This window comes from Flavobacterium daemonense (assembly GCF_007341385.1).
Taxonomy (GTDB): domain Bacteria; phylum Bacteroidota; class Bacteroidia; order Flavobacteriales; family Flavobacteriaceae; genus Flavobacterium; species Flavobacterium daemonense.
Genome location: NZ_VJYD01000011.1, coordinates 164,570 through 183,864, shown reverse-complemented (window position 1 = coordinate 183,864; position 19,295 = coordinate 164,570). Strand labels below are relative to the sequence as shown.

Below are 19,295 nucleotides of genomic sequence, written 5' to 3'. Positions count from 1 at the left end.
TATTTTACAGTTCCAATTGCGTTGCTTACCGTTCCAGCAGTCACGCTTCCTGAACTTGCGCCATAACAAGCAGCATCTGTTTTAGAAGATGCTCCAAGTGCTAAAGCAGCTCCCGGCTGTCCAACTGTAACCGAATTACTTTGGCTTGAACAATCATCACTTACGGTCAAAGTATAAGTTCCGGTAGGAAGATTTGATACTGTAGCTGATGTTCCAACTTCGACATTTGAAGCGTTTTTCCAAGAGTATTTAATAGTTCCAATTGCGTTGCTTACAGTTCCTGCAGTTACGCTTCCTGAGCTTGCACCATAGCAAGCAGCGTCGGTTTTAGAAGAAGCACCAAGTGCTAAAGCAGCTCCCGGCTGTCCAACTGTAACCGAATTAGTTTGGCTAGAACAATCATCACTTACGGTCAAAGTATAAGTTCCGGTAGGAAGATTGGATACTGTTGCTGATGTTCCAACTTCAACATTAGATGAATTTTTCCAAGAATATTTGATAGTTCCAATTGCGTTGCTTACCGTTCCAGCAGTTACACTTCCTGAACTTGCTCCGTAACAAGCAGCATCAGTTTTTGATGAAGCGCCAAGTGCTAGAGCAGCAGTTGGTTGCCCAACTGTAACCGAATTACTTTGGCTTGAACAATTATCCGTTACTGTCAAAGTATAAGTTCCAGTAGGAAGATTGGAAACTGTTGCTGATGTTCCAACTTCAACATTAGATGAATTTTTCCAAGAATATTTTACAGTTCCAATTGCATTGGTTACCGTTCCAGCAGTCACGCTTCCTGAACTTGCGCCATAACAAGCAGCATCAGTTTTTGAAGATGCTCCAAGTGCTAAAGCTGCAGCTGGCTGACCAACAGTAACTGAATTAGTTTGGCTTGAACAATTGTCAGTTACGGTCAAAGTATAAGTTCCGGTAGGAAGATTTGACACCGTTGCTGATGTTCCAACTTCAACATTAGATGAATTTTTCCAAGAATATTTCACCGTTCCAATTGAGTTGCTTACAGTTCCGGCAGTTACGCTTCCTGTACTTGCTCCATAACAAGCGGCATCAGTTTTTGATGAAGTGCCAAGTGCTAAAGCTGCGGTTGGCTGTCCAACTGTAACCGAATTGCTTTGGCTTGAACAATTGTCCGTTACTGTCAAAGTATAAGTTCCAGTAGGAAGATTGGAAACTGTTGCTGATGTTCCAACTTCAACGTTAGAAGCATTTTTCCAAGAGTATTTCACCGTTCCAATTGCGTTGCTTACCGTTCCTGCAGTTACGCTTCCTGTGCTTGCTCCATAACAAGCAGCATCGGTTTTAGATGAAACTCCAAGCGCTAAAGCTGCAGTTGGCTGTCCAACAGTTACGGAATTACTTTGGCTAGAACAATCATCTGTTACAGTAATGGTATAAGTTCCGGTAGGAAGATTTGATACGGTAGCTGTTGTTCCAACTTCAACATTAGAAGTGTTTTTCCATGAATATTTCACCGTTCCTACAGCGTTGGTAACCGCACCAGCAGTTACGCTTCCTGAACTTGCTCCATAACAAGCAGCATCTGTTTTGCTAGAAACGGCAAGTGCCATCGCTGCTGGAGGCTGTGTTATATCAATAGTCAAAATTCCTGTAGCACAATTATTGTTATCTGTTGCGCTAACTTTGTATGTACCAACGCTTAAGTTAGATATATTTTGTGTTGTAGCAAAATCGACATTGTTTTTTGTCCATTTAAAAGAGTATGGAGTTTGTCCTCCGGTTGGGGTATTAAGTGTGATTGAACCGGTATTTCCTCCAAAACATTTTACATTGGTTTGCGATGCAACCGTAATTATAGGACAAGGAACATTGGTCGTTGGTGAATCGATGTCTTGTGTTGAATTTGTACAGAGAGCGTTTTGAAAATAAAGTTTCGAACTGCTTACTTGCTGACTTCCGCATGTATTTGGTTTTGGGGTCAATCGATATTTTAAAGTGATGGTTTCAACATTTAAGAAATCAATATTCCAAGCAATTTCTTGCCCAGTAACTGTGGTAGTTCCTTTGGTTGCAGAAACAGATCCAATTGTAAAATTGGCACCAACAGTTTCTTTCTCAAAAGGAGTTCCTGTTATTGCTTTTGCAACCCAAGATAATTGAGTGAAAATTTGGCTGTAGATACCTGTTAAATCTGCGGCAGTTTCTGTGAAAAATGAACCTCCAGACTGAATTTGATTTAAAGTATATTCAGCATCTGTTTGAGTACTTCCAGAAATAGCACCAAATAATCCAACAGAAAAAATCTGATTAGTGTAAACTGTGCCAGAAACTGTTCTGCTTTTTGCAGTATTAGCCGCAGTGATGGCACTTTGGATACAAGATCCTTGTTGTCCTGATGAACAGCTTGAACCGCTTGTTCCAGTCACATTCGCAACACCATCAGTTAATAAAACAATGCTTCTTGCTGTAGCACAATCGTATGTAGCATCATTTAATACGGTATTGGCTTTTACAAGACCATCCTGGATGTTAGTGCTTCCATTTGCAGAGAGCCCATTTATGATGGTTAGTAAATCAGATTTACCACTACTGTCGGTTAACGTTTTTTTAATTGTTGCAGTCGTACTATAGGTTACAATTGCCACTTTGTTTTTGCCTGTTGGGTTATTAGCAGGAAGAAACATTTTATTGATAAAATCAGTAGCAGCATCTTGCGCACGAGATAAAGGTTTAGGATTGTTTCCATCACCCATACTTCCAGATACGTCAATAACTAAAACAACCTCCAACGGTCTGGCAACCGGATTTGATCCCTGAATTTTTAATTCAACATCCAATGCTCCACAAACGCCAGCAGCAACGGTAACCGTCTTTGTTGGTGTTATTGTTTGTGCAAAACCTATGGATGATGAAAATAAGAAAAGCAACATACAAAAAGTTATGCCTGCTTTTTTTATTAAATGGATAAAGTGTAATGTTTTTTTCATTTTATAGGAATTTAAATTGAAAAACAACTAAATATTTTTGCAGTGAATATTTAATTTTCAGAAGGATTGTTTACAATCGTATGTACAACAGTATTTACTGTGTAATTAGCGCAATTTGATGAAGTTGCATTGATCTGCGTGCAGTTCCATCTGTTATACGGAGTACCTTGCGGAACCGTTAAATGAATCTGAAAAGTAGCCGTCTGGTTGGGTGGTAGTGAAACCGATGTGATTGGAACATTACTGTTGTCAAGAAAACTGCCAACTAAATTCACATTTTGTGATGAACTGCTCCCATCATTGTTGGAACAGTTAGAGTTTATGTTTAAAGCACTTAAATTATAAACATCATCTGAATTTCCATCATTGGTCAGTACAAGTGTAAAATAAGCACCGTCGCTGCCCGCATTGCTGTAAATCCTGTCCTTTTCAACTCCTAGAGTTGCTTTACAAGAACCAGATTGGGCAAATGAAACGGTCGTAATCAAGCAGAGCACAATCGAAAAGATGTTTTTTTGGAAGATATTTTTTCTTACGGAAAAAATAGACTTACAATCAACAATAAATTTCAGTGCTTTTTCAAGAGTAGATTTACTTTTCATAACTTAAGATTTAGTTTTGTGGTATTTATGAAATTTTAACACAATCAAAATTATATTAGAGTTTTTGTATTTGATTTTTTTTGTCTGTAACTAACCTAAAAACTCGTTCAACTACGTTTTTTTAACAAAAAAAAGGTCGAAAAAAATCAATTTTTGACCTTTTTTAGCAAAATTTGTTATTCGTTTTTCTTCATTTTTTGACTAAAAATGTAGATTTTGCATCTTTGTAAATAGTTAATAATCAGTTATTTAGTTAAAATTTTGTAGATTTGTAAAATATCGATGAAGTGTAAGTTTTAATGGATGAAGTACACTTTTTTGTTAAAATCCAAATTGGATTTTTTTGGATTGTTAAAGTTTTGAAGATTTGATATTCTTGTTAAAATTTTCACAGAATGTTAACAGATGCAAAAAATAGACAAGGATTAAAAATTCTTTTGTAAATTAGAACTTAGAAAGTAGTTTTCTTGCAGTGTAATTATTTCTAATAATCTCTTTTTATGAAAAACTTAATTTTAATACGACACGCAAAATCAAGCTGGGAAGCACCACTAAAAGATTTTGACAGACCTTTAATGAAAAGAGGAATTTTAGATGCTCACGAAGTATCTTCAAATATTTCAAAATATCTCCCTAAAACCTATATAATGTGGAGCAGTTCGGCAGCACGAGCCTCAGAAACCGCGCTGATTTTTGCTCAAAATATTTCGTATCCTCTTGAAAGCATTATTTTCAAAGACGAACTTTATACTTTTGATGACAAACAGCTCGAAAAAGTTATCAAATCGTGTGATAATAGTTTCGATAGCGTTATTCTTTTCGGACATAACGAGGCTATTACAAATTTTGTTAATAAATTTGGGGATGTTTTTATTGAAAATGTCCCGACATCAGGTTTCGTTTCTCTGCAGTTCGATTCAGACAGCTGGGAGGCTCTCAATAAAGGCAAGACACATAAAACAATTTTCCCCAAAGATTTAAAATAAATAAAGTGTACGAACAGAAATATATCGATAGAGAAAAAAGTTGGTTAGCGTTTAATGCAAGAGTGCTTCAGGAAGCTGCAGATAACACAGTTCCGCTTTTAGACAGACTGCGTTTTGTTGGAATATTTTCAAACAATTTAGATGAGTTTTTCAGAGTTCGGTATGCTGCAATTCGGAGATTAAGCCTTTCGGGAATTTCCGGCGAAAAATATTTAGGCGGTATTTCTGCGCATCAATTAATTAAGGATATTACCGAAATCGTAATTCAGCAACAGTCTGAAAGCTTGCGTATTCTTGGAAATATCGAGGCAGAACTAGAAGCTGAGAACATCTTTATTATAAACGAAACTCAGATTACCAAAAAACAGGAATGCTTTTTAAAGGACTTTTTTACCCAAAAATTAAGTCCAGAATTGGTAACAATCATTCTTAATGACTTGGCCGTTTTTCCAATTTTAAAAGATACTTTAGGTTATCTGGCTGTTCGATTAGAATTGGCAAACGACGAAATTCGATACGCTTTGATAGAAATTCCAAAAAACATAAATAGGTTTGTCGTACTTCCCTCAGAAGATGAAAAACAATATGTGATTTTAATTGATGATGTAATTCGTTATAAACTTAAAAATATCTTCAACATATTTGATTATAAAAGTGTTTCGGCACATATGATCAAAATTACGCGTGATGCGCAGTTGGATATCGACAGCGACTTGAGCAAAAGTATGCTTGAAAAAATTTCCAGTTCTGTTAAAGATCGCCGAATAGGAGAGCCGGTTCGTTTTATTTATGATAATTTGATTGAAGATGATACGCTGCAGTTCTTTTTGGAAAAAATGAAAATTGTAGAAACAGACAGTATCATTCCAGGCGGGCGCTACCACAACCGTCGCGATTATATGGATTTTCCAAATTTGGGGCGTTACGACTTATTATATAAGCCAAATGAACCTTTGCCAGTTCCTGGTTTAAGTCTTGATGGCAGTATTTTAGAGAAGATCAGCAAGAAAGATTATCTGGTTCATGCGCCTTATCAGTCGTTTTCATATTTGACTAAATTTTTACGCGAAGCGGCTTTAGATCCAAAGGTGTCGAGCATTAAAATTACGTTATATCGTTTAGCAAAAAATTCTCAGATTATCAGTTCTTTGATCAATGCAGCAAAGAATGGTAAAAAAGTAACGGTGCAAATTGAGCTTCAAGCTCGTTTTGATGAAGCCAGCAATATTTCATATGCAGAACAAATGCAGACGGAAGGAATTGATCTGATTTTTGGAATCAAAGGTCTGAAAGTTCACAGCAAAATATGCGTAATTGAAAGAATTGAAGATGGAAAAACACGCCGTTACGGATTTATTTCAACTGGAAATTTCAACGAATCAACAGCAAAAATTTATACCGATGTTACGCTTTTTACTTGTCATCAAGGGATTTTGAAAGACACATCAAAAATATTTGAATTCTTCGATATTAATTATAGAGTACACAGATACAAGCATTTGATTGTGTCGCCGCATTATACGCGAAGCAAATTCATAAAATTAATTGACCGTGAAATTCTGCACGCACTTGCCGGTAGAAAAACGCATATTAAATTAAAAATGAATAGTTTGTCTGATTTTAAAATGATAGACAAGCTTTATGAAGCAAGCAATGCTGGTGTGAAGATTCAGCTTCAAGTGAGAGGAATTTGTTCGCTGATTCCTGGAATTCCCGGAATGAGCGAAAACATTGAAGCGATAAGCATTGTCGATAATTATTTAGAACATTCAAGAGTTTATATTTTTGGAAATGCCGGCTTGACCGAAGTCTATATTTCTTCAGCCGATTTTATGACCAGAAATCTTGACGGAAGGGTAGAAGTTACCTGCCCAATTTATGACTTAGAAATTAAAAAAGAACTGATAGACAATTTTAATATTGCTTGGAAAGGAAATGTTAAAGTGCGTTATCATTCTTATAAATTAGATAACAAATACAAGCCTAGAAATCATCATGCCCCATTTAGAGCCCAATTTGAAACCTATAAATATTATCAAAACAAAATTGAGGTAGCTGAAGCGGTTCCACAAAAAATAAATTAATTAAAACCAATTTTTCAAATCATAAGTGAGCATGATTAATATTAGAAAATTTGCAGCAATAGATATCGGATCAAATGCCATGAGGCTTCTGATATCGAATGTTGTAGAACAAGAAGGCAAAGAACCACAGTTTAATAAAAGTTCTCTTGTTCGTGTGCCAATTCGTTTGGGGCAAGACGCCTTTACCGTTGGAGAAATTTCACAAGAAAATACAGATCGAATGGTTGATGCTATGAAAGCATTCAATCTTTTGATGAAAGTACATAAAGTAGAGCGCTATATGGCGTTTGCTACTTCGGCAATGCGCGAGGCGTATAATGCCAAAGAAGTTGTGGCTTTGATTAAAAAGAAAGCCGACATTAAAATCGAGATTATTGACGGAAAAAAAGAAGCCGCAATTATTGCTTCTACAGATTTACATCATTTATTGAAAACAGATGAGACTTATTTATTTGTTGATGTTGGTGGTGGAAGTACTGAGTTTACGCTTTTCTCTGATGGAAAAATGATCAATTCAAGATCGTTTAAAGCAGGAACCGTACGTTTATTAAATAATATGGTTTGCGATGTGGTTTGGGATGAAATCGAAAAATGGATCAAAACCAATACTGCCGATTATGATGAGGTTACTTTGATAGGTTCTGGAGGAAACATCAATAAATTGTTTAAAATGTCTGGTAAACAGCAGGAAAAACCGCTTTCATACATTTATATCAATTCACAATATGCGTTCTTGAATTCTTTGACTTACGAACAGAGAATCGCCGAATTAGGTTTGAACTCTGACCGTGCCGACGTAATTATTCACGCAACAAGGATCTATCTTAATGCAATGAAATGGAGTGGTGCGCGTCAAATTTATGTTCCAAAAATTGGACTTTCAGACGGAATCGTAAAAGCAATGTATTACGGTAAAATTTAATTTTTTTTGCCACGACCCAAGCGATAGCGCACTGGCGAAGCAATTTCACGAATTAGCACGAATTATTTTTAAAGTTTTTGAGAATAAAAATTAGTGTAAATTAGTGTAATTCGTGGCAAACTTATACTTAAGAATAAATGAATAAAAGCAGACTTGAAGCCTTTAGTGACGGTGTTTTGGCAATCATCATAACGATTATGATTTTAGAAATAAAAGTGCCGGCCGGACATGAATTTGCCGATTTGAAACCGCTTATTCCTAAGTTTCTAAGTTATGTTTTGAGTTTTATTTACGTCGGAATTTATTGGAACAATCACCACTATTTGCTTCACGGATTATCTAAAGTAAACGGAAAAGTACTTTGGAGCAATTTGCATTTATTATTCTGGCTCTCGCTGATCCCAGTTTCAACAGGCTGGATGGGTGAACACAATTTCGCAAAAGCTTCAATGGCGCTGTACGGAATCATTTTATTGCTTTGTGCTATTTCATATGTAATTCTGCAATATGTAATTATGTGCAGTGAAGGCGAAGATTCAGTATTACGAAAAGCACTTAATAGAGATGTAAAAGGAAAAGCTTCGGCTGTTTTGTACATAATCGGAATTATTTCTTCGTTTTATAGCGAATGGATTTCAGGTGCTGCATATTTTATCGTAGCAATGTTATGGCTTATTCCAGACAAACGAATTGAAAGAGCTTTTTATTCGAACGATTAATGAAAAGTTTTTAGCCACTAATTTCACTAATATCACGAATTTTTATTCGCAAAGTTTTAAAAATAATTCGTGCCAATTCGTGAAATTCGTGGCGAAAAATCAATAATTAATCTTTTAAATCCAGTCCAAATGTAGAACGCAAAAGTTCAATATTTGGATTAATTTCCAAGAAACGATTATAGCGATCCTGATTGTTGTAAGTTCGTTTGGTTTCAGCTTGTTCATTTACAATAACTTCAATCGTAATGTCATGATTGTGCAAGTGTCCTTTCAAATGCCCTAAAAGACCAAACATCTGACTTTCAAATTCCAGTTTAGAACCTTCGTTTGGCAATTCATACGTAATTCTGGTTCCGTTTAAAACAGGATCATTAATCAACAAAATTGATTCCATAATCTTTAATCCTTTTTGTCCTAAACGTTCAGCATATTTGTTCCAATGCAAACGCATATCAGTTTCGTTAAATTCCTCTGTTGGCAAAACAGAAGAAGGTTTAACGTATGATTTGGTGCTCGCTTCCAATTCTTTTTTCTTGCGAATGCTTGCAAGAGAAAATGCAGAAACTTTTGGCGTATTGCTTGTTTCTATTTTTGGCGCTTCAGGAGTTTGAACTTTTGGAGTTTCAGAAATAGTTGTGTTTTGCGTACTCGCAACTTCAGTTGGAGCAACTACATTTTCTGATTTTGTATTTTCGGAAACAGCCTGATTTTCGACTTTGGATTTTGGACTTTGAACTTCTGTTATCGAGAAGCTTCCATTTTTATAATAAGTCGGGGGGATTATGAATTGCTCAACTTTTTTTTTTCTCCATCAAAGTTGATAGAGGCTAATTGCATCAAACATAATTCAACTAAAAGACGCTGATTTTGACTCAATTTGTATTTTAAATCGCAGTCGTTTGCAATGTCAATTCCTTTTAATAAAAAGTCTTGAGAACATTTTTGCGACTGAACGCCATACATTTGCTGTGCTTGTTCTCCAACTTCTAATAAAGTAATAGTTGCAGGAGTTTTGCTTACCAATAAATCTCTGAAATGAGACGCCAATCCAGCAATAAAATGATGTCCGTCAAAACCTTTTGAAAGAATATCGTTGTAAGCAAGCAAAAGCTCTGGGATTTTGTTTTCCAGAATCAAATCAGTGATTGAGATGTAAGTTTCGTAATCTAAAACATTTAAGTTTTCAGTTACGGCTTGGCGCGTTAAATTTGTTCCGCAATACGAAACTACACGGTCAAAAATCGATAAAGCGTCACGCATCGCACCATCTGCTTTTTGGGCAATAATGTGCAGTGCATCATCTTCAAAATTGATTCCTTGACTTTGAGCAACATCAGCTAAATGTTCTTTAGCATCTTTTACTGTAATTCTTTTGAAATCAAATATTTGGCAACGAGATAAAATCGTCGGAATGATTTTATGTTTTTCTGTTGTCGCTAAAATGAAAATAGCGTGTTTTGGCGGTTCTTCTAATGTTTTCAAAAAAGCATTAAAAGCGGCCGAAGACAACATATGAACCTCGTCAATAATATATACTTTGTATTGTCCGGTTTGTGGCGGGATTCGGACTTGATCAATCAAGTTACGAATATCATCAACCGAGTTATTTGAAGCAGCATCCAGCTCAAAAACATTGAATGCAAAATCTTCATTTGGATCGTCATATCCAGGCTGATTTATCTTTCTAGCCAAGATACGTGCGCAGGTAGTTTTTCCAACTCCACGTGGTCCTGTGAACAAAAGGGCAGAAGCAAGGTGATTGCTGTCAATAGCATTCAGCAAAGTGTTTGTAATGGCTTTTTGCCCCACAACATCCTTAAAGGTCTGCGGGCGATATTTACGTGCCGATACTACAAATTGCTCCATATTCTGTTTTTATTCGATAGCAAATATAGAGTATAATTTAATGATTTAAAAATTTAAAAATTGAAAGATTTTTAAGTGAATTGAATATGAGGGAATAAGGAAATATTTTGGAGGGAAATTCATTTTTGTTGTCTAATTAGGTTCGAATTAATAAATGTTTAGTTTTATTTTTGTAATAAAAAAATTACTATTTTTAGCAAAAATCAAAATGATTAGTTTCATATAAGTATTCTTATTTTTAAAAATTAAATAAAGTAGACATAGGGAGCTGAAGAAAAAAGAGAGGGGATAAAAAAATAAAAAAATAAATAAATTGAGAATATTAATTGACACAAACATTCTAATAAATCTTGAAGATAATAAAGTAATCATCAAACAATTTTCAGAATTTTACAGACTTGCAATTACTAATAATTGTCAAGTTTTGTACCATCCAAAAGCAATTCCTATTGATATTAACAGAGATAAGGATTTGGAACGAAAAGCAATCATTAATTCTAAACTAGATAAGTATGAAAAGTTAAAAGACTTTGCTCAACCAACCCAAGAATTTGTAAATCTTATAGGTCAAAAAAAGATTAATGACGAAATTGATAATAGGCAGTTATATCAATTATACAAGGATTATGTTGATGTGTTTGTAACACAAGACAAAGGAATTCATAATAATGCTAAAAAAGTAAATCTTCAAACAAAAGTTTTAGATATTAATGAAATACTTTATTTTTTAGAAGAGCAATTTACGATTAAAATCCCGACTCATCCCATACTTAAAGAGCATAGTGTTAGGGAGATAGAAAATAAGTTTGGTTCTGTTTTTTTTGATAGTTTAAGAGAAGACTATGGTGGGGAAGTATTTGATAATTGGCTTCTAAAATGTGCAAATAAAAATAGAAAATGCTATTCTTTGATTGTTGAGGAAGAATTACAAGCGCTATTAATTTACAATTTAGAAACCGTGGAAGAACATCAATTATTAAATGTTTTTGAAAAAGCATTAAAGATTTGTACATTCAAAGTTTCCAATACAGCATTTGGGATCAAGCTTGGCGAGTTATTTCTTCATAAAATGTTTGAGTACTGTATTAACCAAAAAATAAATTATTTATATCTAACAGTTTATGAAAAACAAGTGCATTTAATCAAACTCTTAGAAATGTTTGGATTTTATAAGGTTGAGTTTTTGAATAAGCAAGATTTGATTGAAATTCAAATGATAAAATGTTTGAATAAAACTAAATTATCTTCAAATGATAATGTTATTAATAATCATCCATTTTATTTTGATAATGAATTAGTTTCTAAATTTGCAATTCCTATTAGACCTGATTATTATGAAAAACTTTTTAAAGACGGAAAACTTCGCGATCCAAGTTTATTTGATAATTCGCCTGATAGTGTTAATGAAATTCAAGGCAATACGATAATAAAGGCATACATTTCAAATTCTAAAATTACAAAATTAAAAAGAGGCGATTTGCTATTTTTTTATTCTTCAAAAACCAATCAAGAAATAGAACCTGTTGGTATATTGGAAACGATACAGATAGTGAAAGATTTTGATGAGTTATGGAAATTAGTTAGTAAAAAGACTGTATTTTCGCAGGAAGATCTATTTAATAAATTAAATGAAAAAAAAGAATTAAATGTCATAACTTTTAGACTGGTTACATACTTAAGAAAGAAAGTTAAGTTAGTCAAAATAAAAGAAATGAAAAGTTTTAAAAATAAAATACAGACTATTACAAAAATATCTGAAATCGACTATCAAGAACTAAAAAATGAAGGATACTTTGACAAGCGTTATATTATCGATTAAACCAATTTATGCTCAAGCGATAATTGCTGGAACAAAAAAAGTTGAGTTTAGGAAGAAAATCTTTAAGAGGGAAGTAGAGAAAATTTTTATTTATTCTTCAATGCCCAAGAAAAAAATGATTGGTTACTTCACAATTTTAGATGTTATAGAAGATACACCAATTAATTTATGGAATGAGTTTAAAGAAGTTGGGGGAATTTCAGAAAGAGATTTTTTTGAATATTATAAAAATGCAGAAAAAGGTTTTTCTATTAAAATAGATGAAGTTGTAAAATTTGAAAAAGAGATTGAACCAGACGATTTTATTGAAGAGTTTTGTGCGCCACAGTCTTATATCTATATAGAAGAAACTACAACAAATTGGGGTTTCAAAAAATTAGGTCTTTAATTTTACGCTTATGATGTATTGATTAGAACGCTTTTCTATTAGAAATTAATATAAAATCAAAATGAAAAGTTTTAACCCAATCATAACCGTCGATGAGACCCAAGGCAAAAAACTAAATATTGCCGGAGGAAATTACCGTATTATTATTTCAGGAAAAGAAACCAATGGCGAATATGCTGTAATCGAAATGTCTGTTCCGCCGGGCTCGGGACCAAATCCCCATGCGCATGCTGATTTTACAGAGACTTTTTTTGTGTTGGAAGGCGAGGTTACTTTTAAATCGGAATTGGGAGTTTATATTGCGAAGAAAAATGCTTTTGTCAATATTCCGAAAGGCGGTATCGTTCATGGTTTTAAAAATTTGAGCAATGAACCTGCAAAATTATTATGTACAGTTGCTCCAGCCGGACTTGATGATTTATTTGAAGAAATTGCAGTTATAAGGAAACTAATGTAGCAGCTTCTGAAATTGAAAAGAAAGAAAAAATAAATTCCATTTTTGTCAAATACGGACAAGAAATGTTTCCGCCTGATTATCTAGATTAAGTTCTAGTTTTAGTTTTTTTCTGAAAATTGTTATCAAAAAAAAACTACTTGATAACTGGGAAAAATATAAGAATCATAACCATAATGTATAAAGTTTTTAATGTTTAATCTGTTTAATTTTAGATAGTTAAATATTAAATCTAGTGTTATGAAAATTCAATCAATTTTATTGGGAATGGGGTTTGCTGTTTCTTTGCTTTCTTGTGCACCTAAGGACGCCGACTTAGAAAAGCAAATCAGTGAAAAATTGAATACGCCAGGCGTTCACGTGACGGTACACGATGGTGTTGCTACAATTGTGGGAACTTGTGATGATGAAGCTTTCAAAAAAAATATTGAACGTTCTGTTAAGTCAGTTGAAGGCGTCAAATCAGTAATAAATAATTGCCAGATTCCAGAACCTAATGTAGAACCTGCAGCAGCGGCGGTTGTAATTAATCCCGACAATGAGTTGGATAAATCTGTTGGCAAAGTCGTAAAAGCATATGACGGAGTGAGTGCGACTGTAGTGGGCGGAGTAGTAACGCTTTCTGGAGAAATTAAAAGAGAACAGTTGCAACCTTTAATTCAGAGTATTCAGGAATTGAAACCCAAAAAGGTTGATAACAAATTAACTATAAAATAAATGGTTATGAATTTGCAGGAAAAATACAAAACGGTAACGAATTTAGCATCTGAACTTGGAATTGCTAATTTACAAATAAGAGAGCAAGATCACATTTTATATATCGACGGAGTTGCAAAGTCGGCTGACGATAAAGACAAACTTTGGGATGCTTATGAAAAAGCAGATCCAGAATACAGATCAGCAGATGTGGTGATGAATATTGAAGTAGCACAAGGCATAACAGCTGAATATACAGTTAAAAGCGGTGATTCACTTTCAAAAATTGGAAAAGAATTTGGTATTTCTTGGGAGTCTATCTTTGAAGCAAATAAAGACATAATTTCCAATCCCGATTTAATTCAGCCCGGCTGGAAATTGAAAATACCAAAAGCGTAATTTACTGTTTTTAAAAGCTCTTCTGAATGTTGGGCTTTTTTTTTGCGTGATATTTAACCGCAAAGTCCGCAAAGAATTACGCTAAGTTCGCAAAGGTTTTTTTTATTTTATGACATGCGCAGTAAAGTCAAAACAATCTTGTCATTTCTCCTTTCGTCGAAATGACAAAACTGGATGAAGAAAATATAAAACTACCTTCCCCTAATACTTAAATTGAATAGAAACTGTGCTGTTTCTTGATCTGAATCGGCTGAAAAGCCAGCAACATAGACTCCTTTTTTTCCTGAAGTCGATTTAATTCCGTATACAACTGCCTCATCGCCTGGGTCTGATTCCCCCTCGTATCGATACACATGAACAATTTCAAATTTCTCAGGATTTTTTTTAATCATGTCAGCATTTCGATTAAAATCGCACGTAAATCCTTTCTCATTCAATTGATCTAAAGCCTTTGAAACAGTTGCGTAATGATACATTCTTTTCATGATAACTGAATTTAAAAAATTATGGAATTTTAAAGATAACTAATTTAAAATTAAAAAGTTAGGATAAATTTCATAAAATGGAAAATTTTAAAATAGTATTCTTTGTTTCTAAAGTGTTACTTTTGCACCGCAGACCGCCTTATCGTCGTTCCGATTCATCGGAAGGGAGGAAAGTCCGGACACCACAGAGAAGCATAGCGGGTAACACCCGTCGGTCTCGTCTTTTCCGACGAGACAAGGACAAGTGCAACAGAAAGTATGTACAGGTAATGCTGTAGTGAAACCAGGTAAACTCTATGCGGTGAAATACCAAGTATATCAGCATTTAAGGGCTTCTCGTCCGTTGTTGAAGGGTAGGTAGCTTGAGTTGCGTAGTAATGCGTAATCTAGATAAATGATAAGGTATTGTCTTGTTGCAAAACGAGATGAGAACAGAATCCGGCTTATAGGTCTGCTTTTTTTATATATTTGTGAAACTATCTAACTAATTTTTCATGAATATTCCGACTCCAAATTCTTCGTCAAAAACTGATAAAAGTCTTTTTAAATCAGTTGTTACAAATCTTACTTTTTGGGTTCTAATTGCAATTATTGCAGGTGTTTTGCTTGGACATTTTTCGCCAGAAAACGGTGTGAAAATGGAATTTCTTGGCAAGAAGTTTATTCAGTTAATTTCTGTTTTTATTGGTCCAATTATATTCTTGACGATTGTTTTGGGAATTTCTGGAATGGGAAATCTGAAAAAAGTGGGCAGAATTGGCGTTAAAGCTTTAACTTATTTTGAAGTAGTTTCGACAGTCGCGTTGGCCATTGGGGTTACAATTGCTTATGTTTTTAAACCGGGAAAAATTGATAAATCAGGTTTGGCAATTGGCGATGCAAGCCAGTATACGAGTGGCGCTGCAGAGCATTTTTCATGGCTGAAATTCTTTTTATCCAATTTTACGCTTCAGGTTTTATTAGCAGCTATTATTTGTGGAATAGCGCTGAATTTTTATAAAAAAAGAGAAGTGACGATTTTAGTTTTAGAACGAATTTCGAAAGTTGTTTTTACAGGATTGAAATATGTTATGTATCTGGCTCCAATTGGTGCTTTTGGAGGAATGGCCTATACGATTGGCAAATTTGGATTGGCCACTTTAATTCCGCTAGGAAAATTAATGTTATGCGTTTATTTGACAATGGCACTTTTTGTCTTTTTAGTTTTAGGAAGTATTCTGCGCTATTATAAAATCAGTATTTTTTCGATTTTAAAATATATAAAAGAAGAGCTTTTGCTGGTTCTTGGAACTTCATCTTCTGAGGCTGCTTTGCCAAGCATTATGGTAAAACTCGAAAAAATGGGTTGCAGTAAATCGGTTGTGGGATTGGTAATTCCGACAGGATATTCTTTTAATCTCGATGGAACTTCGATTTATCTTTCCATGTCGGTTTTGTTTATTGCGCAATTATACGATGTGCATTTGAGTTTTTTCGAAATCTTGACCGTTATCGGAATTTTAATGATTACCTCAAAGGGCGCAGCAGGCGTGACCGGAAGTGGCTTTATTGTTTTAGCATCAACTCTAACAGCGCTTCATAAAATTCCAGTTGAAGGACTGGCATTTTTATTGGGCGTTGATAAATTTATGAGCGAAGCAAGAGCCATTACCAACTTAATAGGAAATACAGTAGCTACCATTATAATTTCAAAAACAGAAAGAGATTTTACAGAATTGAACTTTAATCCTGATATAGAGGGATAAATTTTAGGTTCAAAGTTGCAAAGCGACAAAGGTTCAGAGTATTTAAAACCTTTGCATCTCTGAACCTATGCACCTTTGTACCTTCCCTTATGACTCGTCTTTTGTAGTTCGAACTAAACTGATTCCTGACGTAAAAAATACGATTCCTAATATTCCGTAAATAATTAGAGATTTTACATCTCTTGTTCCTCCGCTAGTGCCGGCAAATATCACGGCAGTATAAATAAGTCCTATAATTCCGAGGATAGTCAATAATCCGCCGAATAATCTTTTTAGGTTCATGATCTTTAGATTTAAAAGTTGTTAAACAAATGTATTGCTCAAACTCTTAGATCTTGTTATACAATTACTTACATAAATTACATGATTTTAAGTGAAGAATTTGTAAGAAAATAATTTTGATTTTGTGAGTTTCGTATAGTTTAAATATTATTTTTACGTAAACTAATCAAAACCAAAATAATGAAGAAAAATTACTTTTTATTAGTACTGTTTATCGCGGTCACATCAATTTATGCGCAGGACGAAGCTTCGGTTTCGGTTGTAAAAAATCAATTTAAAATAAACATGTTATTCCCCGGATTTGTCTATGAACATGGATTTTCAGAAAAAAATACACTTTATTCTGAAGTAGCTTTGGGTTTAGGCTTTAGTTATAGTGACTATTACGGAGAATCAAATGTTTTTGTTGCGCCACTAATTACAGAACAATTTCGTCATTATTATAATTTGCAAAAAAGAGCAAATAAAGGCAAAAGAACAGAGCGTAATTCTGGAAATTATTTAGCATTAAATGCTTCTTATTATTTCACGCCTATTTCAGGAAATTCAGAGCACTTTTCATATGTTCCATCAGCTGCAGTGGCAGCACTTTGGGGATTGCAACGTACTTATAAAGGTAGATTCAATTTAGAATTTAGTGTTGGTCCAGGAGTTCAGTTTGATAAATACAAAACTGAATTTATTCCTGCTGGAAACTTCACTTTAGGTTGGGTTATAGGAAAGTAAAACTTAAAGAAAAAAACAAAAAAAACCTTGATTCTCGTCAAGGTTTTTCTATTTTAAATTCTAAGCCAATATTGCGGACACTTTCAATTTTTATTTTTGGATCTGAATTAAAATATTTTCTAAGGCGGCTGATGAATACATCCATGCTTCGCCCAGAAAAATAATCGTCTTTTTTCCAGACCGACATCAAAATTTGATCTCTTTTTAGTAACTGATTATGATTCAGATACAAATACTCAATAAGAGACGCTTCCATTTCTGTAAGTTGCTGAACGTGATTTTTGTTGTTGAGAGTTAATCGCTCATTATCAAAAATATACGAGCCAATTTCGATGATGTTATTTCCTTCTAGGCTTCTTTTTTGTTCAATTCTTTTTAAGATATTCTGAATCCTTAAAATCAATTCTTCGGCTTCAAAAGGTTTTATGATATAGTCATCGGCGCCAAGTTTTAATCCAATGATTTTGTCTTCTTTTAACTTTCTAGCTGTCAGGAAAATAAAAGGCGTTTCGGGATTGATTTTGACAATTTTTTCTGCTAATGAAAATCCGTCCATTTTTGGCATCATCACATCCAGAATACAAATATCAAAAGTTTGATTTTTAAAATAGTCTAAAGCAATTTCGCCATTTTCTGCCCACAAAACGTCATAGTGATGCAGTTCTAAATATTGTTTTAGAACATTTGCAAAATCAGCATCATCTTCGGCTAAAAGAATTTTTTTCAGAAGAAATATATTAAACTTTAAACATTATAGTAAACACTGCACCTTTGCCTAAATCACTTATCACAGCAATTGAACCCTGATGTGCTTTTACAATTTGATCGACATAATAAAGTCCTAGTCCTAAACCTTTTGTATTGTGAAGATTTCCTTGTTCAACACGATAAAATTTCTCAAACAGAAACGATTGCTTGTTTTTTGCAATCCCAATTCCGTCATCTTCAAAACTTATAGAAAGCTGATTTTCAACTATTCTTGTTTTGACGGTAATTTTATTTGAACCATATTTTACAGCGTTTTCAAGTACATTTAAAAATGCAGTTGTTAAGTGGAATTTATCTAAAGCCAGAATCGTTTTTTGTGTTTGAAAATCGGTTTTGATGTCAATTTTGGGAAAAGTGATTTTAAAATCGCTTACAATTGAAAGCAAGAAATCTTCGGTTTGGATTTTCTCTTTTTGGAGTTCCAATTCATTTTCTTCCAATGAATTTGCCATAACTTGATCAATCAAGTTTTGAAGACGATTGTTTTGGCGTGAAATTGTACTGACAATTGAATTGAAATTTTCATCGTTTTCACGAATGTTTTTTTGTTGTAAAATCTTGGTCGAAATTCCTAAAGTTGCCAGAGGCGTTTTAAGTTCGTGCGTAATATTATTGATAAAATCAGTTTTTACATCGCTCACTTTTTTCTGTTTGATCAATGCTTTGATCGCAATTATAAAAAGACTGATAAGCGTTGCGATTGAAAACAAAGAGAGAATTAAAATGAAAATCATTCGTCTTAAAATAATCATTTCCCAATCTATAACCGAAACATACATTGAATCTTCGGTCAGCAAATTATAGTCTTGATTTTCAAAAGTTCCGTTAGTTGTTCCAACATAATTCCGAACTAAAAATGCATGGTTTAGAGAAGCCAGATTTCCATATAATTTGTTTTGAATAAAAGGTTTTTCAGAAAAAATGGTATCGGCCTTTTTTTCGTTTTTGTACAAAATGAATTTATTAAGGACAATGGCAAAATCAATCTTGAAATAAGGAAGATCTCGTTCAAATTTTCGCTGAATTTTTTGCGTTAAGAGGTCGTGATACTCATTTGCTAAAATCCCTTTTTTAATATCGTTTTTACTGTTTTTTCCCTGAATATATTTTTCCGATAATTCTTTGTAAAGTGCTTCTTTTTTAGCAACTAAAACCGAATCAATATCGCTGTAATTATTCGTGATTTGAGCGATTTCGTTTTTTATCTGCGCATGAAATTCGGCCACTTTATAATCGTAAGCCGTTTTGACCAAATAGCATTGAACAGCCGTTAAAACTAAAAGTGCAACGACTGAAAAAGCGATTAATAAATTGATTCTTTGTTTCATTTTTTGTTTGGAATTATGGGCCACGGATTGAACGGATTAAACGGATTTACACAGATTCTTTTTTTTTCC

At 33.8% G+C, this 19,295-nt stretch carries 19 protein-coding genes and 1 other RNA gene; 12 read left to right on the top strand and 8 right to left on the bottom strand.

What is annotated here, in order from left to right:
• Together FND99_RS14895 and FND99_RS14890 are read right to left on the bottom strand one after the other, a co-directional pair.
• Positions 1-2,957, bottom strand: a 2,957-nt coding sequence (locus tag FND99_RS14895; RefSeq protein WP_144338736.1) for a VWA domain-containing protein, incomplete at its 3' end; no start/stop codon positions are given.
• A gap of 50 nt (positions 2,958-3,007) precedes the next feature.
• Complete coding sequence (locus FND99_RS14890) at positions 3,008-3,559, bottom strand: COG1470 family protein (RefSeq protein WP_144338735.1); 552 nt, start codon at positions 3,557-3,559, stop codon at positions 3,008-3,010.
• A 500-nt stretch (positions 3,560-4,059) separates the two neighbouring features.
• On the opposite strand from FND99_RS14890, the gene FND99_RS14885 reads away from it, so the two are divergent.
• The 4 genes from FND99_RS14885 to FND99_RS14870 all read left to right on the top strand — a co-directional run bounded on the left by FND99_RS14885 (position 4,060) and on the right by FND99_RS14870 (position 8,270).
• Entirely contained in the window at positions 4,060-4,545 is a 486-nt protein-coding gene (locus FND99_RS14885; RefSeq protein WP_144338734.1) for a SixA phosphatase family protein, read from the top strand.
• A gap of 5 nt (positions 4,546-4,550) precedes the next feature.
• The gene (gene ppk1 / locus FND99_RS14880) at positions 4,551-6,629 is read left to right on the top strand and encodes a polyphosphate kinase 1 (RefSeq protein ID WP_144338733.1); all 2,079 of its coding nucleotides are present in this window, start codon (positions 4,551-4,553) and stop codon (positions 6,627-6,629) included.
• Between the two features lie 31 nt (positions 6,630-6,660).
• Complete coding sequence (locus tag FND99_RS14875; protein ID WP_035650761.1) at positions 6,661-7,551, top strand: Ppx/GppA phosphatase family protein; 891 nt, start codon at positions 6,661-6,663, stop codon at positions 7,549-7,551.
• A 137-nt stretch (positions 7,552-7,688) separates the two neighbouring features.
• A complete protein-coding gene (locus FND99_RS14870) occupies positions 7,689-8,270 on the top strand; it encodes a TMEM175 family protein (protein WP_144338732.1) in 582 nt (193 codons plus the stop codon).
• A 106-nt stretch (positions 8,271-8,376) separates the two neighbouring features.
• On the opposite strand, the gene FND99_RS14865 is transcribed toward FND99_RS14870, so the two are convergent.
• Positions 8,377-8,793: a DNA polymerase III subunit gamma/tau gene (locus tag FND99_RS14865; RefSeq protein ID WP_144338731.1), complete on the bottom strand. Its 417-nt coding sequence runs from the start codon at positions 8,791-8,793 to the stop codon at positions 8,377-8,379.
• A 257-nt stretch (positions 8,794-9,050) separates the two neighbouring features.
• Positions 9,051-10,136: a DNA polymerase III subunit gamma/tau gene (dnaX, locus tag FND99_RS14860; RefSeq protein ID WP_144338730.1), complete on the bottom strand. Its 1,086-nt coding sequence runs from the start codon at positions 10,134-10,136 to the stop codon at positions 9,051-9,053.
• Positions 10,137-10,449: 313 nt separating this feature from the next.
• Here dnaX and FND99_RS14855 point away from each other — a divergent pair, with 313 nt between their 5' ends.
• The 5 genes from FND99_RS14855 (at position 10,450) to FND99_RS14835 (ending at position 13,892) form a co-directional block, all read left to right on the top strand.
• Positions 10,450-11,955, top strand: coding sequence for a PIN domain-containing protein (locus FND99_RS14855; protein WP_144338729.1), 1,506 nt, complete (start codon positions 10,450-10,452; stop codon positions 11,953-11,955).
• On the top strand, positions 11,918-12,343 hold the full coding sequence (locus FND99_RS14850; protein WP_144338728.1) for an ASCH domain-containing protein: 426 nt from the start codon (positions 11,918-11,920) through the stop codon (positions 12,341-12,343). The genes FND99_RS14855 and FND99_RS14850 overlap by 38 nt, the downstream gene beginning before the upstream one ends.
• A 61-nt stretch (positions 12,344-12,404) precedes the next feature.
• Positions 12,405-12,800, top strand: coding sequence for a cupin domain-containing protein (locus tag FND99_RS14845; protein ID WP_246074223.1), 396 nt, complete (start codon positions 12,405-12,407; stop codon positions 12,798-12,800).
• Positions 12,801-13,037: 237 nt separating this feature from the next.
• Positions 13,038-13,514: a BON domain-containing protein gene (locus FND99_RS14840; RefSeq protein ID WP_144338727.1), complete on the top strand. Its 477-nt coding sequence runs from the start codon at positions 13,038-13,040 to the stop codon at positions 13,512-13,514.
• A gap of 6 nt (positions 13,515-13,520) precedes the next feature.
• Positions 13,521-13,892, top strand: coding sequence for a LysM peptidoglycan-binding domain-containing protein (locus FND99_RS14835; protein WP_144338726.1), 372 nt, complete (start codon positions 13,521-13,523; stop codon positions 13,890-13,892).
• A 191-nt stretch (positions 13,893-14,083) separates the two neighbouring features.
• Here the strand turns inward: FND99_RS14835 and FND99_RS14830 are convergent, their stop codons facing one another.
• Positions 14,084-14,377, bottom strand: coding sequence for an SH3 domain-containing protein (locus FND99_RS14830; protein WP_144338725.1), 294 nt, complete (start codon positions 14,375-14,377; stop codon positions 14,084-14,086).
• Between the two features lie 126 nt (positions 14,378-14,503).
• Between FND99_RS14830 and rnpB the strand changes: the two genes are divergently transcribed.
• Both rnpB and FND99_RS14820 read left to right on the top strand, forming a co-directional pair.
• Positions 14,504-14,839: RNase P RNA component class A (gene rnpB, locus FND99_RS14825), an RNA gene on the top strand.
• A 32-nt stretch (positions 14,840-14,871) separates the two neighbouring features.
• Positions 14,872-16,122, top strand: coding sequence for a cation:dicarboxylate symporter family transporter (locus FND99_RS14820; protein WP_144338724.1), 1,251 nt, complete (start codon positions 14,872-14,874; stop codon positions 16,120-16,122).
• 87 nt (positions 16,123-16,209) lie between these two features.
• On the opposite strand, the gene FND99_RS14815 is transcribed toward FND99_RS14820, so the two are convergent.
• A complete protein-coding gene (locus tag FND99_RS14815; RefSeq protein ID WP_144338723.1) occupies positions 16,210-16,404 on the bottom strand; it encodes a hypothetical protein in 195 nt (64 codons plus the stop codon).
• A gap of 180 nt (positions 16,405-16,584) precedes the next feature.
• Here FND99_RS14815 and FND99_RS14810 point away from each other — a divergent pair, with 180 nt between their 5' ends.
• Positions 16,585-17,130, top strand: a complete 546-nt coding sequence (locus FND99_RS14810; protein WP_144338722.1) for a hypothetical protein — start codon at positions 16,585-16,587, stop codon at positions 17,128-17,130.
• 37 nt (positions 17,131-17,167) lie between these two features.
• Here the strand turns inward: FND99_RS14810 and FND99_RS14805 are convergent, their stop codons facing one another.
• Positions 17,168-17,857 carry a response regulator transcription factor gene (locus tag FND99_RS14805; RefSeq protein ID WP_144338721.1) on the bottom strand — a complete coding sequence of 230 codons (690 nt, stop codon included), beginning with the start codon at positions 17,855-17,857 and terminating at the stop codon, positions 17,168-17,170.
• Between the two features lie 10 nt (positions 17,858-17,867).
• Positions 17,868-19,226, bottom strand: coding sequence for a sensor histidine kinase (locus FND99_RS14800; protein ID WP_144338720.1), 1,359 nt, complete (start codon positions 19,224-19,226; stop codon positions 17,868-17,870).
• Positions 19,227-19,295 lie beyond the last annotated feature (69 nt).